The organism is Anaerotignum lactatifermentans (genome assembly GCF_014982935.1).
GTDB lineage: Bacteria > Bacillota > Clostridia > Lachnospirales > Anaerotignaceae > Anaerotignum > Anaerotignum lactatifermentans.
Window position 1 is genome coordinate 1 of record NZ_JADCKK010000045.1, and the last position, 20,559, is coordinate 20,559.

The window sequence follows — 20,559 nt, forward strand, 5'->3', positions numbered from 1 at the left end:
CAGCTCCAAGTCTATAACCGTAGGGACTATAATCTGTTCCCTATGAGACCTCTGGGTTGGAAATCCCCACAGACTGTCCTGAAGGAATTTATTAAGGAGGGTGTAACATATGTTTGACAAACCCACAGTTTTCCTCAAGGTTTTTCCCGCCGCAGTTCTCTTGCTGCTGCCATGGTGGTTTCTGTGATTTCCTCACCGCCCATAAGCCGCGCAATTTCCCGACAGGAAGCGTTCTCATCTAATGTTTCTACGGTTGTGGTGGTTCGCCCTTCCGCCACATGTTTTTCTATGCGAAAATGATTATCTGCCATAGCCGCAATCTGAGGCAAATGGGTAATACACAGGATCTGCCGCTTTTTCCCCAGCAGACTCATTTTTTCCCCAACTTTTCTGGCAGTCTTACCGCTGACACCTGTGTCGATTTCGTCAAAAATAAAGGTTCCAATTTCGTCTGCATCCACCAGCACTGTTTTCAATGCCAGCATCACGCGGGACATTTCCCCGCCGGATGCGATTTTTGCCAGAGGCTTCAAGTCCTCCCCCGCGTTGGCAGAAATCAGAAATTCCACTTTATCCAGACCGTTTGCGGCAAAATTTTCCCGTTTTTCTACGGAAATATAAAATCTTGCCTGTGCCATTTCCATATCATGCAGTGCCTGTTCCACCTGTGTCTGCACCTGCAAAGCTGTATTTTTCCGAATAGCTGTGATTTCTCCAGCCAAGACTGTCATATGTTCATGAACTGCCTGCAACGCCTGTTCCAGTTCTGCCGCGCGTTCCTCACTGTTTTGCAGAAAATCCAGTTCTTCCACTGCTTTCTGATAAAAATCCAGAACTGCTTCCACACTGCCGCCATATTTTCTTTTCAAGCGGTAGATGGTCTGCAAACGTTCCTCGATATTTTCCAGTGCGTCCGGGTCTGCTTCCAGCAAATGGGTATACTTCTTCCATTCCCTTGCGCCGTCTTCCAGCTGCGCATACACATTGTCCATACGCTCGCAAAGTTCTGACAGACTGTTATCCAGTGCTGCCGCTTCCTGCAAACACCGCAACGCCTCTCCCAGATTATCACAGGCAGAAGCCATACCTTCTCTGCCATCATAAAGCAATTCTACGCCTTCCACAGACAAACGCATAAGCTTTTCTACACTGCCCAGACGTTTTTTCTGCTCCAGCAATTCTTCTTCCTCGCCGGCACGCAGAGAGGCGCCTTCAATTTCTTCTTTCTGAAATTGGAGGATATCCAATCGCTGGGCACGGCTGCTTTCTTCCCCACAGAGCATTTCCAGCTGTTTTTTCAGTTCTTTTTCTCTGCTGAATTCCTTGCGGTATTCCGCCAGTTTTTCTTCCAATGCCTCGCCGCAAAAACGGTCCAGCAAATGAATATGCCGACTGGGATTCAGCAATGACTGATGTTCATGCTGTCCGTAAATATCCAGCAATTCTCCTGCCAATTCCTTCAGCATACCGGCTGTAACCGTGCTGCCATTGACACGGGCAACGGTTTTTCCTGATGCCTGCATGGTGCGGGCAATGAGCAACGTGCCGTCTTCCTCTACTGGAATACCGTTTTCCTCCAAAAAAGCAGAAACCTTCGGGTTCTCTGCGGAAAACAAGGCTTCCACCACTGCCGACTGTTCTTCCTTTCGCAGAAAATCACGGTTTACCCGACCGCCCAGTGCAAAATGCAGGGAATCGATAATCATGGATTTCCCGGCGCCTGTTTCCCCTGTGAGGATATTCAAGCCCTTTTCAAAATGCAGTTCACTTTCTGCAATCAGTGCTACGTTTTTGATATGCAAATGTTCCAGCATTTTTACATTCCCCGTTTCTTAGGCACTATGAATGATACGATACAGCTTTTCAATAATCACCGCTGCCTGATTGTGTGTTCTGACTACGCAGAATACGGTATCATCCCCGGCAATGGTTCCCAGGATTTCCGGGTTCTGCATGTTATCCAGCGCAACGGCTACTGCCATGCCCATACCTTCCAATGTCTTGATGACAATCATATTCTGTGCATAGTCCATTTTTACAACTGCTTCTTTGAATACACGTGTCAAACGTTCTGTAATTTCCGTATCATTGCCGGTAATGACAGAATATTTCTGTTTTCCCCGCTCAGTGGCGATTTTTGTCAGCTTCATTTCCCGGATGTCCCTGGAAACAGTTGCCTGTGTAACCATAAAGCCTTCTTCACACAGTTTCTGCGCCAGTTCGTCCTGGGTTTCAATATCGTATTTTTCGATCAGTTCCAATATTTTCGCATGTCTGGCAATTTTCAAACTCGTCACAACCTTTCTATTCTCTATCTGCTGAGTTTCTGACGCAATACATCATAAAAACTCTGCGGATTTGTTTTGATAATGGAAGCATATTCCTTTGCTCTTTTCACCTGCACAACTTTTTTACCTGTCAGTGTCCAAGCATCCTGCCCATCGGCACTGACGGTAAAATCCGCCTCTTCTCTGGGATTGATTTCCACTGTCACCACATCGTCAGCCGAAACCACAATGGAACGGCTAGTAAGGGTATGCGCGGAGATTGGCGTAATGGCAATAATCTGCGCATCTGCTTTCAGAACGGGACCACCAGCAGACAGATTATACGCCGTAGAGCCCGTAGGTGTGCAAATGATAACACCATCCGCCCGAAGGGTATCTACATATTCCTCATTGACGTAAATATTAAACTCCAGAATTTTGTAGAGCAAACCTCTGGTAATACAAATATCATTCAGGGCAAGAATCCCCTCGATTCGTTCCATATCTGTGGCAATGGTCGCCTGCAGCATCATGCGTTTTTCCATTTTATAATCGCCTGCCAGCACTTTATCAATGGCATACTCTGCATGATTTTTTTCTTCCGCTGTCAAAAATCCCAGCGTCCCTAAATTGATGCCCAAAATCGGCGTACCATAGGGCGCTGACTTTCTTCCGACACCAAGAAGAGTACCGTCGCCGCCCAAAGAAATCAGAAAATCCGAATCCCGATACAGTTCTTCTTCTAAGCAGCCATATTCCTCCAATCCGGCAAGCTTTGCTGCCTTCATAGATAGACATGGCTGACACTCTTTCAATTTCAAATATTGCAGCAGCCGATTGGTTACCGCAAAATCCTTATCTTTCTCCAAATTTGGAAGTATTCCTACTTTTTTCATACCTTCGCCCCCATGCAGCGTCATAAAACTTCATGTGATTTTGCTGCGATTTCTTCTACCCATGTATGAACTTCTTCTTTTGTCGCACCTGGCTGCTTTTTATCCAAGTAAATCAAGTATTCAATGTTGCCTTTAGGTCCTTTGATGGGAGAGAAATCCAGTCCCATCACACCCAAACCATTTGCCATAGCATAATCCGCAATCATGAGGATGACTTCTTTATGTACAGCAATGTCTTTGACAACACCATTCTTCCCTACTTTTTCTCTCCCCGCTTCAAACTGGGGTTTGATGAGGCAGACCAACTGTCCATCCTCTTTCATAACGCCCAATACGGCAGGTAGAACTTTTGTCAGGGAAATAAAAGATACGTCAATGGACGCAAAATCCGCCGCATCAGGCACCTGTTCCTGCGTTACATAGCGCACATTGGTTTTTTCCAGACAAACGACTCTGGGGTCATTGCGCAGTTTCCAGGCAAACTGACCATAGCCAACGTCGATGGAATATACCTTTGCAGCGCCGTTTTGCAGCATACAGTCTGTGAAACCGCCGGTAGAAGCGCCAATATCCAGACAGATTTTATCTGTCAGTGTAATGGGAAAAACTTCCATGGCTTTTTCCAATTTATAGCCGCCGCGGCTGACATATTTCATGGCTGCATCCCGCACTTCGATTTCCGCAGTTACAGGAATCTTTGTGCCGGCTTTATCTTCTTTCATACCGTCCACATAGACATTGCCTGCCATAATATATGCTTTCGCCTGATCTCTGCCCGGTGCCAGCCCACGCTGTACCAGCAGTACATCTAGCCGTTCCTTTTCCACTTTTTCTGCCATAACTTACTCTCCCAACGTTTTTTTGATGGATTGATAAATCCCTTCTGCATCCAGACCATATTTTGCAAACAGCTGCGCCTGTGTCCCCTGTTCGATGTATACATCAGGGAACGCCAAGTTTTTCACATTGGCTGCAATATCATGATCACTGTAAAATTCCAGCACTGCGGAACCAAAGCCACCATCACGGACATTATCTTCCACTGTGAAAATATGGCTGCAATCTTCTGCCACCGCCCGCAAAATTTCTCCATCCAGAGGACGAATGAAACGGATATTTACAAGAGAAGGATTCTTTCCTTCTGCCCTCAGACGTTCCACTGCGCCATAAGCTGCATCCAGCATATGACCTTCTGCCAAAATGGCAATGTCTTCGCCTTTTGCGATCCATTCCGCCTTGCCATATTCAATGGGCAGACGCTGCATTTCAAAGTTTTCTGATGCTGTCCCTCTGGGATAACGCACTGCCACAGGACCTTTGCAGACATTAACCGCATAGTCCAGCATTGCTTCCAGTTCCCATCCATTCTTGGGTGAAAGCACTGTCATATTAGGGATATGACGCAGGAAAGAAAGGTCAAATACCCCCTGATGGGTTTCCCCGTCGGCACCAACAATCCCTGCACGGTCAATGGCAAATACCACATGGAGATTTTCCATGCAAACATCATGGATGATCTGGTCATAAGCACGCTGCAGGAAAGAGGAATATACGGCAAAAACAGGAATCATCCCCTGACTTGCCAGTCCTGCCGCGAAGGTTGTCCCATGCTGCTCCGCAATGGCAACGTCAAAGAAACGCTTCGGAAATTCTTTGCGGAATTTCTGGAATCCTGTACCGCTGCACATGGCAGCTGTGATACCCACAACTTTGGGATTATGCTTTGCAATTTCCACAATTTTCTTACCAAACACAGCAGACCAACTTGGTTTATTGCTCTTGGAAAGGGGGTCCCCTGTCCGCAGATCAAAGGGGCTGACACCATGGTAATCCCATGGACGTTCTTCCGCATAAGGATATCCCCGCCCCTTTTCTGTTTTCACATGAATCAAAATAGGTCCATACATCTGCTGTACATTTTTGAACAGTTCAATCAATTCCGGCAAATCATGCCCATCTACAGGACCAATGTATTTAAAGCCCATGCCTTCAAACACAGCCCCTTCTAAGAGCAGCAACTTTGCGCTGTCTCTTACCTTTTCCAGTACGGAATAGGCAGGTTTGCCAATAACAGGCACCATATCACGGAATTGTTTGAAATTATCTTTAAACGCCTGATACCGGTTGCTGGTACGCAAGGAGTTCAAATGCTTGCTGATAGCACCAACATTGGTATCGATGGACATCTGGTTATCATTCAAAACAACAATCAGGTCCGTATTTTCTCTGCCTGCATTATTCAGCGCTTCATAAGCCAAACCGCCTGTCATGGAACCATCACCGATGACAGCAATCACATGGTTTTTTCTGCCCTGCAAATCTCTTGCCTTAGCAATCCCCAAAGCCGCTGAAATAGATGTAGAACTATGACCTGCCGCAAAAGCGTCACAAGGGCTTTCATGGGGTTTCGGGAACCCGCTAAGCCCATCCAGCTGACGCAAAGCGGAAAATCCTTCCTTACGTCCTGTCAGCATTTTATGGATATATGCCTGATGACCTACATCCCATACGATTTTATCTTGAGGCAGTCTGAAACAGTATTCCAGCGCCACCGTCAGCTCTACCACACCCAGATTGGATGCCAGGTGACCACCGGTTTTCGAAACTGCCCGCAGAAGGAAGCGGCGCAGTTCTTTACAAAGCTGCTCCATTTCCTGTAAATTCAACTTTTTCAAGTCTTCCGGAGATTGGATACGGTCCAATATTCCGCCCACACAAATCACCTGCTCTCCTTATCTTAAAACAACAATCCTACAACAATCCCCAAAATCGCTCCCACAAATACCTCCAATGGCGTATGCCCCAGCAGTTCCTTTACTTTCTGCAGTTCCGGCAGTTTATGGTGCTCAATCATGTAGTTGATGATCTCCGCCTGTTTGCCGGCTGCACGCCGGATCCCTGCCGCATCGTACATGACCACAAAGGAAAAAATCAGCGAGATGGCAAACAATGCCGAATCAAAGCCGTTATACTTCCCCACACTAGTAGTCAGTGCCATAACCAGAGATGAATGGGAACTGGGCATACCGCCTGTCCCAGTCAATCTGCTGGCATCAAATTTTCTCTCTGTCACAATGGGACGGATGGTCTTAAATCCCTGTGCCAATGCCCAGGAAATGATTGCCGCCCAAAAGGGTTTATTCCATAAAAACGATTCAAATCCCATAGAATCATCTTCTTTCTTTTGCTCAATATGTTCTTTGCAGCAAATAGTTTGTCAATGTCTGTAAGAAATCACAGGATTCGCCCAATTCTTTCCAGATTGCCACTGCTTCATCGGAAAGTTTTGCGGCGATTTTTCTGGATTCTTCAATGCCGTACAAAGTCACATAAGTTGTCTTTTCATTTTTCTCATCGCTGTGGATGGGTTTTCCCAGTTCTTCCATGGTACTGGTCACATCCAGAATATCGTCCAGAATCTGGAACGCCACCCCGATTTTTTCGCCTGCCAGACCGAATTTTTCCACAACTTCGTCAGAAGCACCGCCAACTCTTGCGCCCGCTTCCAGCGCGCCGCGGATCATTGCCGCTGTTTTATGGATGTGGATAAAATCCAGTGTTTCTTTATCAATGGGTTTGCCTTCAAAATAAACGTCTACCACCTGACCGGTGAGCATCCCATGGACACCAGCGCCTTTGGCAATGGCAAGCATCGCGCCGGTAGTTTCTTTGCAGGGATTTTCATAACAAGCCTGCGCCATGGTTTCCATAGCATGATGGAGCAGACCATCCCCTGCCAGAATTGCCATATCTTCGCCATATACTTTATGACTGGTCAGTCTGCCGCGACGATAATCGTCATTATCCATGGCAGGCAGGTCGTCATGAATCAAAGAATATGTATGAATCATTTCCAAAGCACAGGCAAAAGGCATTGCCATTTCTTTTTTGCCGCCTACGGCTTCACATGCTGCCAGCACCATCATGGGGCGCAGACGTTTGCCGCCAGCAAAAAGGCTGTAGCCCATTGCTTCAAAGATCACAGGAGGAAATGCCTCCTGTTTGGGTATATATGTCTGCAAAGCAGCCTCGATTTCCTGAATGCGTGCCTGCATATCACTTTTGAAGTCCATTTTCCATATCCTCCTCTGCAAAAGGTGTTTCTTCCCATAAGCCTGCTTCTTTGCGCAGCATTACAATGCTTCCCTCTGCTGCTGCCAGTTTTTCCTTGCAGACTGCTGAAAGACTCAAGCCTTCCTGATAAAGCTTTACTGCTTCTTCCAAAGGAACTTCTTCCCTTTCCAGCCGGTCAACGATTTCCTCCAGCCGTGTCATAGCTTCTTCAAAGGTGACTTTCTTCTTCGCCATGGGTAAACACCTCCTTTTCCTGAATATTCGTTTCTATTTTGCCATCCTGCAGATGCAGAGTGACTCTATCCCCCACTTCCACCTGTTTGACGGAAGTCAGTAATTTTCCTGATGATGCGACAGCCATCACATATCCCCGTGACATGACTGCCAGCGGTGACGCGGCTTCCAGACGATTGGTCAGGTACTGCCACCGTTCTGCCCGCTGCATCAGACGATTGGTCATTTCTTTATCCAGCCGCTGCTGGGTTTCTTCCATATCCATCATAGTACGGTAAATCCGCTCCAAAGGTCTTTCCATGACAGGACGGGATTTCAGCAAATCCAGACGTCTGCGGCAAGATGTCAAGAGTGCACTCACATCTCTTTCCAGACGCAGTTCCAGACGATGAAAGGCTTCCAGCCGTTCAGTCAAAGGCGTTGTCGCCAGTTCTGCCGCCGCGGAAGGTGTAGGCGCCCGCATATCCGCCACAAAATCCGTGATGGTAAAGTCCGTTTCATGACCTACAGCAGAAATCACAGGAATCTCTGACGCAAAAACGGCTCTTGCCACATTTTCGTCATTGAAGCACCACAAATCTTCCATGGAACCACCACCGCGCCCCAAAATGATGACATCTGCCTTTCCCCATTCATTGACCAACTTCAGAGAATGGACAATATCTGCCGCTGCCTGTTCTCCCTGTACCAATGTGGGAAAAATCGCCACTTTCACATTAGGGTCTCGACGCTTGACAATTTGCAGGATATCTCGCACCGCCGCACCTGTTGGCGAAGTAATCACTGCAATGCAAGAGGGATTTTTCGGAATTTCTCTTTTGAAATCCCCATCAAACAATCCTTCTGCCGCCAGTTTTTCTTTTAACTGCTCAAAAGCAACCTGTAAGGCTCCAATGCCCAAAGGCTCCAAAAATTCCGCATACAGCTGGTACTGTCCCGTTTTTTCATAAAGAGAAACGTGACCGTATACCACCACTTGCATGCCATTTTCTGGTTCAAACGGCAGTCCTGCCGCATCCTGCCGAAACATCACGCAGGACAATGCACCTGATGCATCCTTCAATGTGAAATACAAATGCCCGGAACTATGGGCTTTGAAATTGGAGATTTCCCCTTTCACCAAAAGGCTGCTCAATATAAAATCGTTTTCCAGTAAATTGCGAATATAACGGTTGATCTGTCCAACCGTAAAAATTTTCGGTTCAATCATACCGGTTCATTTCCCTTCAGGCAGAAGCGATTTTCCCCAGCACGCCATTGATGAATGCAGGCGCTTCGTCAGAGCTGTATTTCTTCGCCAGTTCCACCGCTTCATTGATGACAACGCCTACAGGCGCGTCTTTGCTGTATTTCAGTTCATATACTGCCAGTCGCAGAATCGCCAGATCTACACGGTTCATTCTCTGGGTATTCCAGCCTTTTGCAAAGCTATCAATGACAGCGTCAATGGCTTCCAGATTGGCTCTGGTGCCTTCCACTGCTGCCATAGTGTAAGCCTTATCTTCTTCTGTTACCACTTCGTCCTGTTCCGCAAAAAACAGATCTGTCATCTGTTCCTGTTCTTCCGCTGCGTTGAATTCCATCTGGAACAACAGTACAAAGGCATTTTTTCTCGCATTTCTTCGGCTCATAATCTTCCTCCGCTTTTCTCATTACAATTAGGGACAAATACCACTCCCATACAGGAGTGGTATAATTCCGTTTTTTTATTCTTCTTCGTCCCCTTTTGCGGTTTTTTCCTTCACAATGCCTGCCACTGCCACATTGACAACAGGCACAGAAAGTCCTGTCATGGTTTCCACGGCATTTTTGACTCTCTTCTGCACTTCTTCAGCAACAACCTGAACTTTGGTACCAAAGTTCACGATAATTTCCATATCCAGTACCACTTCGTCGCCATCACTGTCTACTTTGGCACATTTTGTCTGGCTTTTCTTGCCAAAAAACTCTACAAACCCTTTGCCACTTCCAGCGCCTTCTGTCACGCCGTCAACTTCCAGTGCCGCTGTTACAGCAATCACGCCAATAACTTCATCTGCGATCTGAATCTGCCCGTTTGTGATTTTGTCTTCAGACATATTTCCGACCTCCTGTCTTGTCTTACAAAACAGCATCTCCACTGCGCGCAGTGGTATCAAATCCTGCAATGCCATTTCTCTGTCTTTCATATCAGTATACCAGAAAATATACCTCAATGCAAATAAATATACAACAAAACATGTATAAATTCACATTATACGTTTGCCGCCAGACATACTTTTTCCTTCTGCAAAATCTCCTGCGTCAATTCCAGCGCCCGCAGGATGGCGCCGTCCATATTGTAATAGCGGTATTCTGCCAGTCTGCCGCACAGATACAGGTTGTCCCACTGCTGTAATGCCTTCTGGTACATTTCATAAAGGCTTCTGTTCTGTTTGTTTTCAATGGGATAATAGGCTTCCTGCCCTGCATTTGCCGTAAATACCATGGGATACTCCCGAAGGATTGTGGTAACTCCTGTCTTTTGCTGTCCTGTCAATTTTTTAAATTCCGTGATTCTGGTAAAGTCCTCGCTGTTTGGATAATTGACAACACTTGCAGACTGAAAATCATTCTGCTGCAATGTTTCAAATTCCAGACGCAAAGAACGATAAGGTAAAAATCCGAAACAGTTTTGCAGCAAAGTATCTGGCATGCCTGTATAAATAAATATACCATCAAACACCTCTCCGTCAAAACGCATGGTGCCGTCTGGCTGCAGCGTCAGCAGGTCCATCACATCCACACCCGTTTGACAGACAATATTCTTGTGTTGCAGCAAATTTTCAAATATCTTGGTATAGCCTTCTGCCGGCATCAGTTGATAACGGTCGCCAAAATAACGGTCATCCTTACCCAATACCACAGGCACGCGGCTAATAACAGAACGGTCTACCTCCAGCACCGGCATGCCCCACTGTTTTGCAGTATACCCTTTAAATACATTGTCAAACACAAATTGCCCCAGTTCTGCGATTTCCTGATCTGTATGTTCCATCAGTTCCAGAACCGTCACTCTTGTTTTTCCTGAAAAAGTCCTGTGCAGTTTTGTTTCCAGCTTCTTAGCCTGCTCCATGGGGAATAAGGCTTCCAAAGAAGTGAAATTAAAAGGAATGGGAACTTCTTTTTCTTTGATTTTGCCCTTTACCCGATGTTCATATGTATCCCATTTTCCAAATCGCCGGATATAGTGAAAAACTTTCTCATCATTGGTATGGAAGATATGAGGACCATAAACATGGATACGGATACCCGCTTCATTTTCTTCTTCATACATATTTCCGCCAATGTGGTTTCTTTTTTCCAGTACCAGCACCTGTTTTCCAGCTTCCGCCATTTCTCTTGCCGCAACAGCGCCTGCAAAGCCTGCACCTGCCACGATCACATCAGGTTTCCCCTTCCATTGTTTCATCATAGTCGCTCCCTCTTTCTATCCTTTTCCTTTCATCTCATTGATTTATGTTCTTTGACTGCGAAAATGGCAGACACACCAAACACCTAAACTTACCAGAAGCACCATATAAAAACTGATACCTCTGGAAATACACATAGACGCTGCCAGATCGCTCCCCGGAAAAACAGACGCAAATACCGCTGTATAAACCAGTTCCGAAATGCCTGCCGACCCAGGGAACGGCAGCATGTCCACTGCAATATATACCGTTGCCTGCAGCACCATAATCCAAAACAGACCAACGCCTTCCAGTCCCATGGCACGATAAATGAGCCATGTCAGGAAAAACAAACTGCATCTCTGCACAAGGGTCATAACTGTTGCCACAACGATTTTTCTTGGATTTTCCTGAAAAAAACGCACCACTGCACCATATCTTGCCACTGCTTCCCGCAGATGTTCTTTCCGTTCTTCTTTGGGATGAAGCAGTCTGATCTTCACCAGCAATCCTTCCAGAAACAACGCCGTTTTTTCCGCACATACAGGCGTTACCATCACCCATACCAGTATGGCAACCAATATGGCATTCAGTACGATTCCCAGATAGAACAGCCAATAATATCCCTGAAAATAAGCACCTAACTGTTTATGCCAGAAAACTGCAATAAACAGCCCCAAAACCGCCAGTACAAATTTATACAGCACAGCCACTACCATCAGCACCGGTGTACTGTCTGCCAATGGCAGCCCTGCCTTTTTCATATAATAAAGCTGGGCAGGCTGTCCGCCTGTGGCAGAGGGCGTGATACCGGAAAAGAAAAATCCGATAAATGACCAGCTAATACATTTCAGCAACGGCATCTTCTGCCCGATTGCCCGCAGCAGATAACAGATGATACTGCCTTCTGCTGCCACAAAAAACAACGCTGTCACAATACCAGCCAAAATCCATATATGTTCCGCTCGGGCCATTGCCCCTGCCACAGCCCGCATATCATTGTTTTCCACAAGGACGTATATGGTAATCCCAATGAGCAGGCACAAAAACAGAATACTGCCCACATATTTACGTACCATACACTTCTCCTTTCCCATAAAATAAATGACGGCTCATGACATAATCCGACAAATATCCTTCATAAAGCACCTGTAACTGTTCCAATTCGTAAAAATCCCTTGGCGTAACCATGGAAAAATGTTTCTCAAAAAGGGACAGCCCAACCTCATCCATAGCCTGTGCCAGAAAAGAAGAACAGGTGTAATGATTCTTCTGATAAAAAGGCTTTTGCAGCCAGATAAAAGGCAGTCCAATAATACAGTAATGGTACCGAAATCTATTTCTGTAACAGATATTCATTTTTTCCCGCAACAGTTCTTTCTGTTCCGCTGTGCAGGAAAGCTCACAGACACGATACCTCGCATCTGGAAATACCCGCAGTATTTTTGGTGTATTCTCCCGAATGAAGCCTGCAAAAAAGGGAATTGCAGGATCACGTCTTCCAACGCTGTAAGCTTCCTGAAAATCTGCATCAAATGACAATGCCACATGACAGTATGAAATTTTTATGACACGGCGTATGATATTCGCAAAAAACCCCGGTGTATCTACCAGTGCAATATAAAGTTTTTCCATTTGTTCCGCCTTCTTTTTTACTGAAATTTCACCAGTTTCCGCGCCAGTCGGTATCCTGTCAGTGTCGCAAAATCCCCCAGTTTGCCCGGAAGATATGTCAGCCCACTGAGGCGTTTATACCGCAGGGTCTTATACAGCCCTTTATCCATCTGACGCATGTACTCCCATAATTCTCTTCGTTTTTCCATAGCATCTGCATCACCAATGAGCAGCAGATGAATGGAAGAAATGGCCATCATGACAGAAATATTTCTGGTCATATATGTTGCCAGTTTTTTCTCTCGTACCTGATGGAGATCTGTACAAGCGGAAACCAGTTTTGTCACCAGAATCTGCTGGTCAATGCGCTTCATAAGCATTTTTTCATTGACAGACTGGTCTTCCCGTCCGATAAAGTAGTGATACAAATCCACATCCAAATAAAAAATATGTTCTACAAAAGGCAGTGGCTGATAAGCAAAAATATTATCCACATAGAATGTATGCTTCGGCAGTTCTACACCGCTTTTGCGCAGCACTTCTGTTTTGAAGATCAATGCATGCATAATCAAATACTGTGTCGGCAGAAAACGACCAATCTCATGCCAGTTGCACAGACTGCCGGATTCAAACACATTGCGGTAATGAATCTGCTGCTGTCTGCCTTCGTACAAGTGGTCGTATATGTAATTGCAGACAAGCATATCCACGGGTGTCTGGTTGATCCGCCATTTTTCCATGTGATCCAGTACTTCCTTTAAAGCTTCCGTATCCAACCAGTCATCAGAATCCACCACTTTGTAAAATTCTCCGGTTGCATGAGCAAGACCTACGTTTACGCCCTGTCCATGCCCTTGATTTTCCTGATGAACCGCTTTGACAATGGTCGGATATTTTGCCGCATATTCATCGGCAATTTCTCCTGTGCGATCTTTGGAACCATCATTGACAATGATGATTTCCACCTTTTCTCCTCCTGTCAGCAGTGTATCAATACAACGCCGCATGTAGTCTTGAGAGTTGTAACATGGCACGGCAAATGTAATCAGTTTCATGAGGCAACTTCCTTTCTTTTTTTCGTTCCATCTAAATATTTATACAAGAATATACCAAAACAATTTGAAAACTGTGCTAAGAAAATTCGAAAACTTTCTTAATTTTTTGCGAAAAAAGATTAAATTTCCCAGTATTTACCAGTTTTTCCGCTATCCCATGATCATTTTCTTTGTGGTGTAAGCAGATTTCCATGAAAAAAATATTGTTCTCAAACATGCGAAAGGCATATGATTTTATGCAAATTCCCACTAAAAAACCATGTTATGACCATACAAAATGACAGTCCCTCTTTGAGTAACTGTCATAAAAAAGCAATTCTCATTAAGAAAACATAACAAATAAAATCTTATAAAAATAAGCAAGCTGAAATCCTCTTTATCATAAAGATTTCAGCTTGCTTTGTTTTCTTATGAAGATATCCCTAATGATGTACGTTTTTTTATTTGCTCTGTTTCCATGTGGAAATCCGAATCTGTTCTGCGGTGTATCCTGTTTTGCGTTTGACGATATCCTGAATCTGTGCCACTTCCGCGTCTGTCAGGGTATCTTTATCCACGACCACATCCACCGTATCGTCATCCATACGGACATAAGCCTGAGAGAATCCTTTTGCCTCAATCATAGCTTCTGCCGCTGTTTCCTTTTCAATGCGTTCCTGCAATTCCAGCATACTGTCACTGCAAACATTCTTCTGGCTTTCGCTGACATTGCTGTTGTTCAACATTTCTGTCAGGATTTCCTTCTGTTTTGCTCGAGACTGTTCTCTGTCCAATTTTGCTTCTGCAAAGTAACGGGAAGCATCGTCACTGGTATCAGCGCTGGCAAATACTGCCGCTCCATCCCCTGTGGTTGTGGATGCTTCCGCAGTCAGAGGGTCTAAAGTCCCTTCTTCTGTGGGCATATCATCCGGCAGAGCCGCATAATCATCCTCCATCAGCGCCGCCATATCCCCTTCTTCCGTCAGTTCCATGGCTGTTTTGGTGCCTTCTGCGGATCTGGTTTCCTGAAAATTCAGGTACCCTGCCGCCGCAATCATCACTGCCAATGCTGTCACTACTACTTGATTCCGTTTTACTGTAAACATACTTTTTCCCCCTTATTTCATTTTGAGTATGGCTATTTTATGTGCAGGCACTTGCAGCAATGCCTGTGCCGCACGACTTAACCCATCACATACCACCGGATCACCGGCACCCTGTGCCACAATGAGCACACCTTCCACCTGCGGCGCTGTTTCTGTCAGAATCAGCGGTGACTGTCCGCCGCTGCCGTTCTCCATAAGCACCACCGTGCTTTCTCGGCTCACGGTATTCTCACTGTTTCCATTGCTTTCCTCAATTTTCTCCTCTCTGGCAGGTGTGCTTTCCGCAGTAGTGGCATAAGTCAAAAGCACCTGTACCTGCCCTGCCCCTGCCACCTGACTGAGTACCCGCTCCAATTCTGCTTCCAGCTGCCGTTCTGCTCTCTCTCCCGTAGTTTGCTGCACATTTTCCACAGCCACTTGTTCCTTTGGTTCACCTTCCACAAAACGGCTGCACAACAGCAGCGCAATGCCAATGAGGAGCCCTGCTGCCATTTTCATCCGCACCTGCCGATTTTCCGGGCAGAACAAACGGCGCAAAAAATCGTTTTTCATCCTCTTTCCCCCTTTTGTATGTTATGGAACCAGCGTAATGGCTTCTGTTTCCATGCCATATTCTTTTGCCGCATCTTCCTTCAGGGATTCCGGCAAGTTTCTCCCGCTGATTTCCATTTCCTCCGGCAGTCCGCTTTCTTCATTCCATGCAATATGTACGTCATCCACATTTGGTTCCTGCCTTTGCAGTTCTGACAAAACCTGATTTTCCATTGTCTTTCGTGTCCAGTTTTCCCCAAGTTCCGCGTCATAAGATACCTCTTGTTCCGGCAATGCGAAAAATTGGGGAAAATCCATTTCTTCCAAATGAAACAACCCCAGCATAGGCTTCAGCACCGCCAAAAGTACCAACAGTCCCAATATCCATCTGGTATACTGCCGAAAGTTCCCCTTTGGCATCAACAGTCCTACTGCCACCGAAAAAACGGTCAAGGCGCTTATAGTTTTTATATATGCGGTAAAAGCCTCCATCATGCCTCTCACTTCCTTTCTACAACACGCCCAGCAGCAGCACAGAAGAAAACAGGAACATCACTTCCACCAGAAAAACAACGCCCAGCAAAAGAGCTGTATAATCCCCTGCAATACCAATACACTCCACCAGACGGGCTTCACAGACAGATTCCACCGCTGCCGCTGTCAGTTTGAAAATCAATGTCATTGCCACCAGCTTTATCACCAGAGGAATACAAAGCAGCAGCAAAAAAATCACTGCCGCCGCCAATGTGCCACTGCGGATGGTACCTGCCACTGCTGCCGCTGTATCCACTGCGCCGCCCATGACATCCCCCACCACAGGTACCGCATTAACAGCAATCTTCGCTGTCCGCACTGCCAGTCCGTTTACCGCTCCGCCGCCAATCTTCTGCAAGGACAACAGCAACATAAATCCCCCTGCCAGTCCTTTCAGCCCCCAAGATACGCCTTGCCGCAGCAATGCCGCAAATCTGGCTGTAAGAGGTTGTTCCGAAAGGCGGTCTACCAATTCCAGAGCCACCGCCGCCAACAACACAGGAACAACAACACTTTTTAATATCAATACAATGAGGGTGCACCCTCCCATCATGGTAGGTCCCATCAGTGCCGTTTGAGTTAAGTTCCCCGAAGATGCCGCCAATGCCAGAAAAACAGGCAGCATTGCACCGAAAATATCTGCTGTCTGTTCCACCCGCTCCACAACCATAGCTGTGATATCGTAAAAGGTGGTGATGATGACCACAATCAGCACCATATAGCAGACGTAAAACCCCATTTCTCCCACTTCTCTGCCGCAAAAAGAACCGCTCACCTGCCGCAGTACCGCAGCCAGTATGGATACGGCAATAAGCTGCATAATCAATCCTGTCTGTGTCCGTAATTCTCCAAAAGCGACCTCCCCCAACTTTTCCCAAAGATCTTCCATGGAAAAAGAGAAATCACCTGTCAGCACATCTTCCACCAGTTCAGAAAATGTCACATCCTCCACAGCATTTTCCGCTGCTGCGTCAATCTGTTCCATGTCCAAATCTTCCAGATAGGGTGCCAGTTCCGTGGAAGCCCCCCATGCAGGCACTGGCATAGCAAGGAGGAAAAGACTAAATAACACGATCATGCCGATTTTTTTCATGAATCTCCCCCTTTTCACACCAGCGTCAAAACCACATGGAGGACTTCCGTCAGCACAGGAATGGAAACTGCCATAATGAGCACTTTGCCAGCCAATTCGATTTTCGCTGCCACAGCACCTTCTCCTGCGTCTGCGCAAAGCTGGGATGCAAACTGAGAAAGATAGGCAATGCCGATGACTTTCAGCACAATGCCGAAATATCCTTCCGCAACGCCTGCCTGATCTGCCATGTCCTGCAGCAAATCCAGCAGTTCCCCCAACGGACTGCAAATCTGTAAAAAGAGAAGAACTCCGGTCGCCAGCGCCGTTAAGAGGGCAAACTGCGGATTTTCTTTTTTCAGTACTAACGCCAAAAAAGTTCCTGTCAATCCAAAAGCTGCCAATCCTGCCATTTCCACCTTTATCCCCTCCTAAAAACGAAACATGGTTTCCATGGTTTCAAACAATGTACTGACATACTGTATCACCCAAAATAACACTACCACCAATCCTGCCAGCGTTGTGAGCATAGCCTGTTCTTCCCGCCCTGCCCGCAGCAAAACCTGATTGAGCACTGCCACCAGCACCCCCACTGCGGCAATACGAAACACAATACTGATATCCATTTTCTTCCCCTCCATTCTTTACAGCAGCACAATAACCAGCATCAAACCACCTAAAAATCCCATACTATAGTAAAGCCGTCCGTTTTTCTCCAGCCTGTGCTCAATCTGTCTGCATTTCTGCCGCAATTCCGTCAAAAATAATTCTGTGCTGTTTTTCTGCTGTTCCTGATCCAGATATCCCAGTGTTTTGCCAAAGCGCAGGATACTCTGATAATCATCCACAGACAAATAAGTATGGGATATATGCCGCATCCAGACCGTTTCCCAAATCTGTTCCGCCGTTTCTCCTGTTTTTTCCGCCATGGCTTTTGCCGTTTCCTGCATCAATAGCCCTACCTGTCCTTTGGTCTGGTAACTGATATTTTCCAACACTTCCGACAGGGGCACAGACAAAAAACGAATCTGACTTTCCATCATGACCATGGCTCTTTCCAATTCCCGTAAATCCTGCAATCGATACTTTTCCCGCAGACAAAAATAAGCCCCTGTCAGTGTTGTCACTGCCAGAATCATGCAAATCCCGATGCTTTGTACCATGACGCCCCTCCTTTTTCGTACATGACCTTTCCTGTGCTATCCAAAATTGCTTCCACAGTACCGACACCTTGGGATGCCGATAAAATCACAAATCGTTCCACCACCTGATGAGCCAACAATCTCCCCAGAAAAGCTCGTTTTTCCAGTTCTTCCAAAGAGCTGCCATGAACAGTGCAAAGAAGTTTCACACCAGCGTGAATCAGATCGGAAGCTGCCAGAAAATCGCTTTCCCGTCCCAGCTCGTCCACAGCGATGATCTGGGGGGACATGCTACGCAACAAAAGCAGCATCCCTTCCGCTTTGGGGCAGCCGCTGATCACATCCGTGCATTCCCCCAAATCCATTTGCGCCATGCCGCCGCACATGCCGGCAATCTCTCCTCTTTCATCCACCACACCGACGGCATATCCCCCTTCTGCTCTGCTCAGGTTCCGGATTAATTCCCGCAGCAATGTGGTTTTGCCGCATCCCGGCGGAGATAGAATCAAAGTATGACAGAAGCGCCCGTTGTCAAAGAGATAAGGAAAGATATGATCCGCACACCCTTTTACCTCCCGTGCGATACGGATATTCAAAGAACTGATGGGATGCAATGTTTTGATTTTGCCATCTTCCATAACCGCTTTTCCGCAAAATCCAATGCGGTGACCCCCTTCTATGGTCAGAAACCCCTGCCGGATTTCTTCTGCAAAAGCATATAAAGAATAGGCACTTAATAAAGAAACACACGCCTTCATGTCACAATTTGAAAAAACATGTCTTTTCTTGTCGTTTTTTGCCATACAAGGAATCCATCCGCCTTTTTCTTTCAGCAGTATAGGCTGTCCCAAGCGCAGGCGAATTTCTTCCAGATGTTCCAAAGAACAACAACTCTCCTGTATGATTTTCCCCAATGCCGGCGGCAACGATTTCCACAGGCTTTCCAAATCTGCCATACATGTCCACCTCCTTTTTCCAATATATTCTCCAGAATTAAAATTATGATACGCCTTTCATTTTTTCACATTGTGTGATAAGATAAATTTGACTTCAGAAAAATTATGGGAGGAATGAGTATGTTTCACCTATTATTGGTCAACTTTAGCAAAGTTACCTCCGAAAAGGTGCAGAACATTTGCAGCCAGAGCGCGGATTTTGTGCTGTATGAAAGCAATTCCCTTGAAAAAGCGGTTTCTTTTTGCAAACAAATCAAAATCCATTGTGTATTGCTTATGCCTGATCCGGATTTTATATACGCAAAACGTTTTATGACGTTCCTTCGAAAATTCCCAACCAGCATACATACGCCGGTCATCCTGCTTTCATCCCAAATTGCCCATATTTTGCAGGTGATTCCCCAGTGGAATTTTATTGAAATTTTTATGCTTCCTCTTTCCAAAGAAAAGGAACAAGAATTGGCACATCTGGTGAATTTTTATCACACCCTTTTCCAGCAGACAAAGGATTTCACGTCGCGGTTATGCCAGATTTCCACAGCAAAAGGAATCTACAGCTTCCCTTACGAGGATATTCTGTTTATTGAAATCGTCATGAAAAAAGCCATTTTTCATCTGCGCACGAAGGAAGTGGTATTCACCATGCCCCTTTACAAAATTCGGGAAACCATGCAGTCTTCCTATATGGTGCAGACACACCGTTCCTTTATCGTCAATCTGAGTAATATTTCTTATTTAGATAAGACAAAAAATCCATGGGAACTCTCTTTTTTCAACAGTGATCAGCATGCCTACGTGAGCCGCGGATACAAAAAACAGTTCCTTTCTGCTATTTCCAGTCTTTTTTCCAACGATTGACAGACACTGCCCAAACCTTTACAATCAAGGCAAAACGATTGGACGGGAGTGAAAAACATGGCAAATACAGAAATGAAAATCGTCTGCTTTGGTGACAGTCTGACCTATGGTTATGGCGTATTGGAACAAATTGCTTATCCTTATTACCTTTCCAAAGAACTGCCAAAAGCATATCCCCAATATACTTGGGAAATACGCAACAGCGGCATCAATGGGCATACCACCCGTGAAGCTCTGGCACGGCTCAAAGGCAGTGTTTTGCAGCATAAACCACAAATTGTCTTTATCTGGTTTGGATCCAATGACAGCGCACTCAACGAAGGACAATATCGAACACCTTATGAATTTGAAGATAATCTGCGGCAGATTATCACGCAGATTTTATCTTTATCTACCGGAAGCGAATTCCATAACGGCGTTCCACTTATTGTACTGATGACACCGCCTTCCATGGTGGATACAGATTTTTACCCCTTCACCACCAACGACCGTTTGGAATATTACGGTGAAATGGTGAAAAAACTGGCTGCGGAATACAATTTGCCTGTGATGGATCTCTTTTCCGTCTATCAAAGCATAAAAAATAAAGCAGACTATGAAGCCTGCTTCCAATATGACGGTGAACATCTGAGTAACCGTGGATATGAAGTTTTATATGATGAATTGATGAAAACCATCCATGAAATCATGGAAAAATACGCATAAAATCAAAACCACCCGTTGAACGGGTGGTTTGATCAGACCCTATAAGGGTCTATCTCTTGTGGTAGCCCCCTAAAGGGGGCATTGAATAGTCTGGCAACCACACTTTTAACTCTGGCTGCCCCCTAC

25 protein-coding genes are annotated in these 20,559 nt (G+C 45.8%); 2 read left to right on the forward strand and 23 right to left on the reverse strand.

Features of this window, described 5'->3' with window-relative positions; all coding sequences use genetic code 11:
• Positions 1 to 134 precede the first annotated feature (134 nt).
• The 23 genes from recN to spoIIIAA all read right to left on the reverse strand — a co-directional run bounded on the left by recN (position 135) and on the right by spoIIIAA (position 18,870).
• Positions 135 to 1,814, reverse strand: a complete 1,680-nt coding sequence (gene recN, locus INF29_RS10440) for a DNA repair protein RecN (RefSeq protein WP_193486473.1) — start codon at positions 1,812 to 1,814, stop codon at positions 135 to 137.
• Between the two features lie 18 nt (positions 1,815 to 1,832).
• Complete coding sequence (argR, locus tag INF29_RS10445) at positions 1,833 to 2,288, reverse strand: arginine repressor (RefSeq protein ID WP_022364359.1); 456 nt, start codon at positions 2,286 to 2,288, stop codon at positions 1,833 to 1,835.
• A 23-nt stretch (positions 2,289 to 2,311) separates the two neighbouring features.
• On the reverse strand, positions 2,312 to 3,163 hold the full coding sequence (locus INF29_RS10450) for an NAD(+)/NADH kinase (protein ID WP_072848763.1): 852 nt from the start codon (positions 3,161 to 3,163) through the stop codon (positions 2,312 to 2,314).
• A 20-nt stretch (positions 3,164 to 3,183) separates the two neighbouring features.
• Positions 3,184 to 3,990: a TlyA family RNA methyltransferase gene (locus INF29_RS10455; protein ID WP_072848765.1), complete on the reverse strand. Its 807-nt coding sequence runs from the start codon at positions 3,988 to 3,990 to the stop codon at positions 3,184 to 3,186.
• A gap of 15 nt (positions 3,991 to 4,005) precedes the next feature.
• On the reverse strand, positions 4,006 to 5,868 hold the full coding sequence (gene dxs / locus INF29_RS10460; protein WP_087989076.1) for a 1-deoxy-D-xylulose-5-phosphate synthase: 1,863 nt from the start codon (positions 5,866 to 5,868) through the stop codon (positions 4,006 to 4,008).
• A gap of 32 nt (positions 5,869 to 5,900) precedes the next feature.
• Positions 5,901 to 6,329, reverse strand: coding sequence for a divergent PAP2 family protein (locus INF29_RS10465; RefSeq protein WP_087989047.1), 429 nt, complete (start codon positions 6,327 to 6,329; stop codon positions 5,901 to 5,903).
• Positions 6,330 to 6,351: 22 nt separating this feature from the next.
• On the reverse strand, positions 6,352 to 7,236 hold the full coding sequence (locus tag INF29_RS10470; protein WP_191344371.1) for a polyprenyl synthetase family protein: 885 nt from the start codon (positions 7,234 to 7,236) through the stop codon (positions 6,352 to 6,354).
• Entirely contained in the window at positions 7,220 to 7,471 is a 252-nt protein-coding gene (gene xseB / locus INF29_RS10475) for an exodeoxyribonuclease VII small subunit (protein WP_022253664.1), read from the reverse strand. The genes INF29_RS10470 and xseB overlap by 17 nt, the downstream gene beginning before the upstream one ends.
• The gene (gene xseA / locus INF29_RS10480; RefSeq protein ID WP_193486475.1) at positions 7,446 to 8,681 is read right to left on the reverse strand and encodes an exodeoxyribonuclease VII large subunit; all 1,236 of its coding nucleotides are present in this window, start codon (positions 8,679 to 8,681) and stop codon (positions 7,446 to 7,448) included. Before xseA ends, xseB begins: the two co-directional genes overlap by 26 nt.
• 16 nt (positions 8,682 to 8,697) lie before the next feature.
• On the reverse strand, positions 8,698 to 9,102 hold the full coding sequence (nusB, locus tag INF29_RS10485; protein WP_022365228.1) for a transcription antitermination factor NusB: 405 nt from the start codon (positions 9,100 to 9,102) through the stop codon (positions 8,698 to 8,700).
• 75 nt (positions 9,103 to 9,177) lie between these two features.
• On the reverse strand, positions 9,178 to 9,549 hold the full coding sequence (locus INF29_RS10490) for an Asp23/Gls24 family envelope stress response protein (RefSeq protein WP_193486477.1): 372 nt from the start codon (positions 9,547 to 9,549) through the stop codon (positions 9,178 to 9,180).
• A 155-nt stretch (positions 9,550 to 9,704) separates the two neighbouring features.
• Entirely contained in the window at positions 9,705 to 10,904 is a 1,200-nt protein-coding gene (gene glf, locus INF29_RS10495; RefSeq protein WP_193486479.1) for a UDP-galactopyranose mutase, read from the reverse strand.
• Positions 10,905 to 10,946: 42 nt separating this feature from the next.
• Positions 10,947 to 11,960: a lysylphosphatidylglycerol synthase transmembrane domain-containing protein gene (locus INF29_RS10500; protein ID WP_191344375.1), complete on the reverse strand. Its 1,014-nt coding sequence runs from the start codon at positions 11,958 to 11,960 to the stop codon at positions 10,947 to 10,949.
• Positions 11,950 to 12,516: a hypothetical protein gene (locus INF29_RS10505; protein WP_087989052.1), complete on the reverse strand. Its 567-nt coding sequence runs from the start codon at positions 12,514 to 12,516 to the stop codon at positions 11,950 to 11,952. Before INF29_RS10505 ends, INF29_RS10500 begins: the two co-directional genes overlap by 11 nt.
• A 17-nt stretch (positions 12,517 to 12,533) precedes the next feature.
• A complete protein-coding gene (locus tag INF29_RS10510; protein ID WP_193486481.1) occupies positions 12,534 to 13,550 on the reverse strand; it encodes a glycosyltransferase family 2 protein in 1,017 nt (338 codons plus the stop codon).
• A 440-nt stretch (positions 13,551 to 13,990) separates the two neighbouring features.
• Positions 13,991 to 14,635, reverse strand: coding sequence for a SpoIIIAH-like family protein (locus INF29_RS10515; RefSeq protein ID WP_191344377.1), 645 nt, complete (start codon positions 14,633 to 14,635; stop codon positions 13,991 to 13,993).
• A 12-nt stretch (positions 14,636 to 14,647) separates the two neighbouring features.
• Complete coding sequence (locus INF29_RS10520) at positions 14,648 to 15,187, reverse strand: hypothetical protein (protein WP_193486483.1); 540 nt, start codon at positions 15,185 to 15,187, stop codon at positions 14,648 to 14,650.
• A gap of 21 nt (positions 15,188 to 15,208) precedes the next feature.
• Entirely contained in the window at positions 15,209 to 15,661 is a 453-nt protein-coding gene (locus INF29_RS10525) for a stage III sporulation protein AF (RefSeq protein WP_306530108.1), read from the reverse strand.
• A gap of 16 nt (positions 15,662 to 15,677) precedes the next feature.
• Entirely contained in the window at positions 15,678 to 16,793 is a 1,116-nt protein-coding gene (locus tag INF29_RS10530) for a stage III sporulation protein AE (protein ID WP_193486487.1), read from the reverse strand.
• A 14-nt stretch (positions 16,794 to 16,807) separates the two neighbouring features.
• Positions 16,808 to 17,185, reverse strand: a complete 378-nt coding sequence (gene spoIIIAD, locus INF29_RS10535; protein WP_207728160.1) for a stage III sporulation protein AD — start codon at positions 17,183 to 17,185, stop codon at positions 16,808 to 16,810.
• A gap of 18 nt (positions 17,186 to 17,203) precedes the next feature.
• Complete coding sequence (gene spoIIIAC, locus INF29_RS10540) at positions 17,204 to 17,398, reverse strand: stage III sporulation protein AC (protein ID WP_022253991.1); 195 nt, start codon at positions 17,396 to 17,398, stop codon at positions 17,204 to 17,206.
• An 18-nt stretch (positions 17,399 to 17,416) separates the two neighbouring features.
• On the reverse strand, positions 17,417 to 17,935 hold the full coding sequence (locus INF29_RS10545) for a stage III sporulation protein AB (protein ID WP_087989057.1): 519 nt from the start codon (positions 17,933 to 17,935) through the stop codon (positions 17,417 to 17,419).
• Positions 17,908 to 18,870: a stage III sporulation protein AA gene (gene spoIIIAA / locus INF29_RS10550; RefSeq protein ID WP_087989058.1), complete on the reverse strand. Its 963-nt coding sequence runs from the start codon at positions 18,868 to 18,870 to the stop codon at positions 17,908 to 17,910. The genes INF29_RS10545 and spoIIIAA overlap by 28 nt, the downstream gene beginning before the upstream one ends.
• A gap of 120 nt (positions 18,871 to 18,990) precedes the next feature.
• Here spoIIIAA and INF29_RS10555 point away from each other — a divergent pair, with 120 nt between their 5' ends.
• Both INF29_RS10555 and INF29_RS10560 read left to right on the forward strand, forming a co-directional pair.
• On the forward strand, positions 18,991 to 19,728 hold the full coding sequence (locus tag INF29_RS10555) for a LytR/AlgR family response regulator transcription factor (RefSeq protein WP_072848700.1): 738 nt from the start codon (positions 18,991 to 18,993) through the stop codon (positions 19,726 to 19,728).
• A gap of 57 nt (positions 19,729 to 19,785) precedes the next feature.
• On the forward strand, positions 19,786 to 20,433 hold the full coding sequence (locus INF29_RS10560) for an SGNH/GDSL hydrolase family protein (protein WP_193486489.1): 648 nt from the start codon (positions 19,786 to 19,788) through the stop codon (positions 20,431 to 20,433).
• The last annotated feature ends 126 nt before the right edge of the window (positions 20,434 to 20,559 follow it).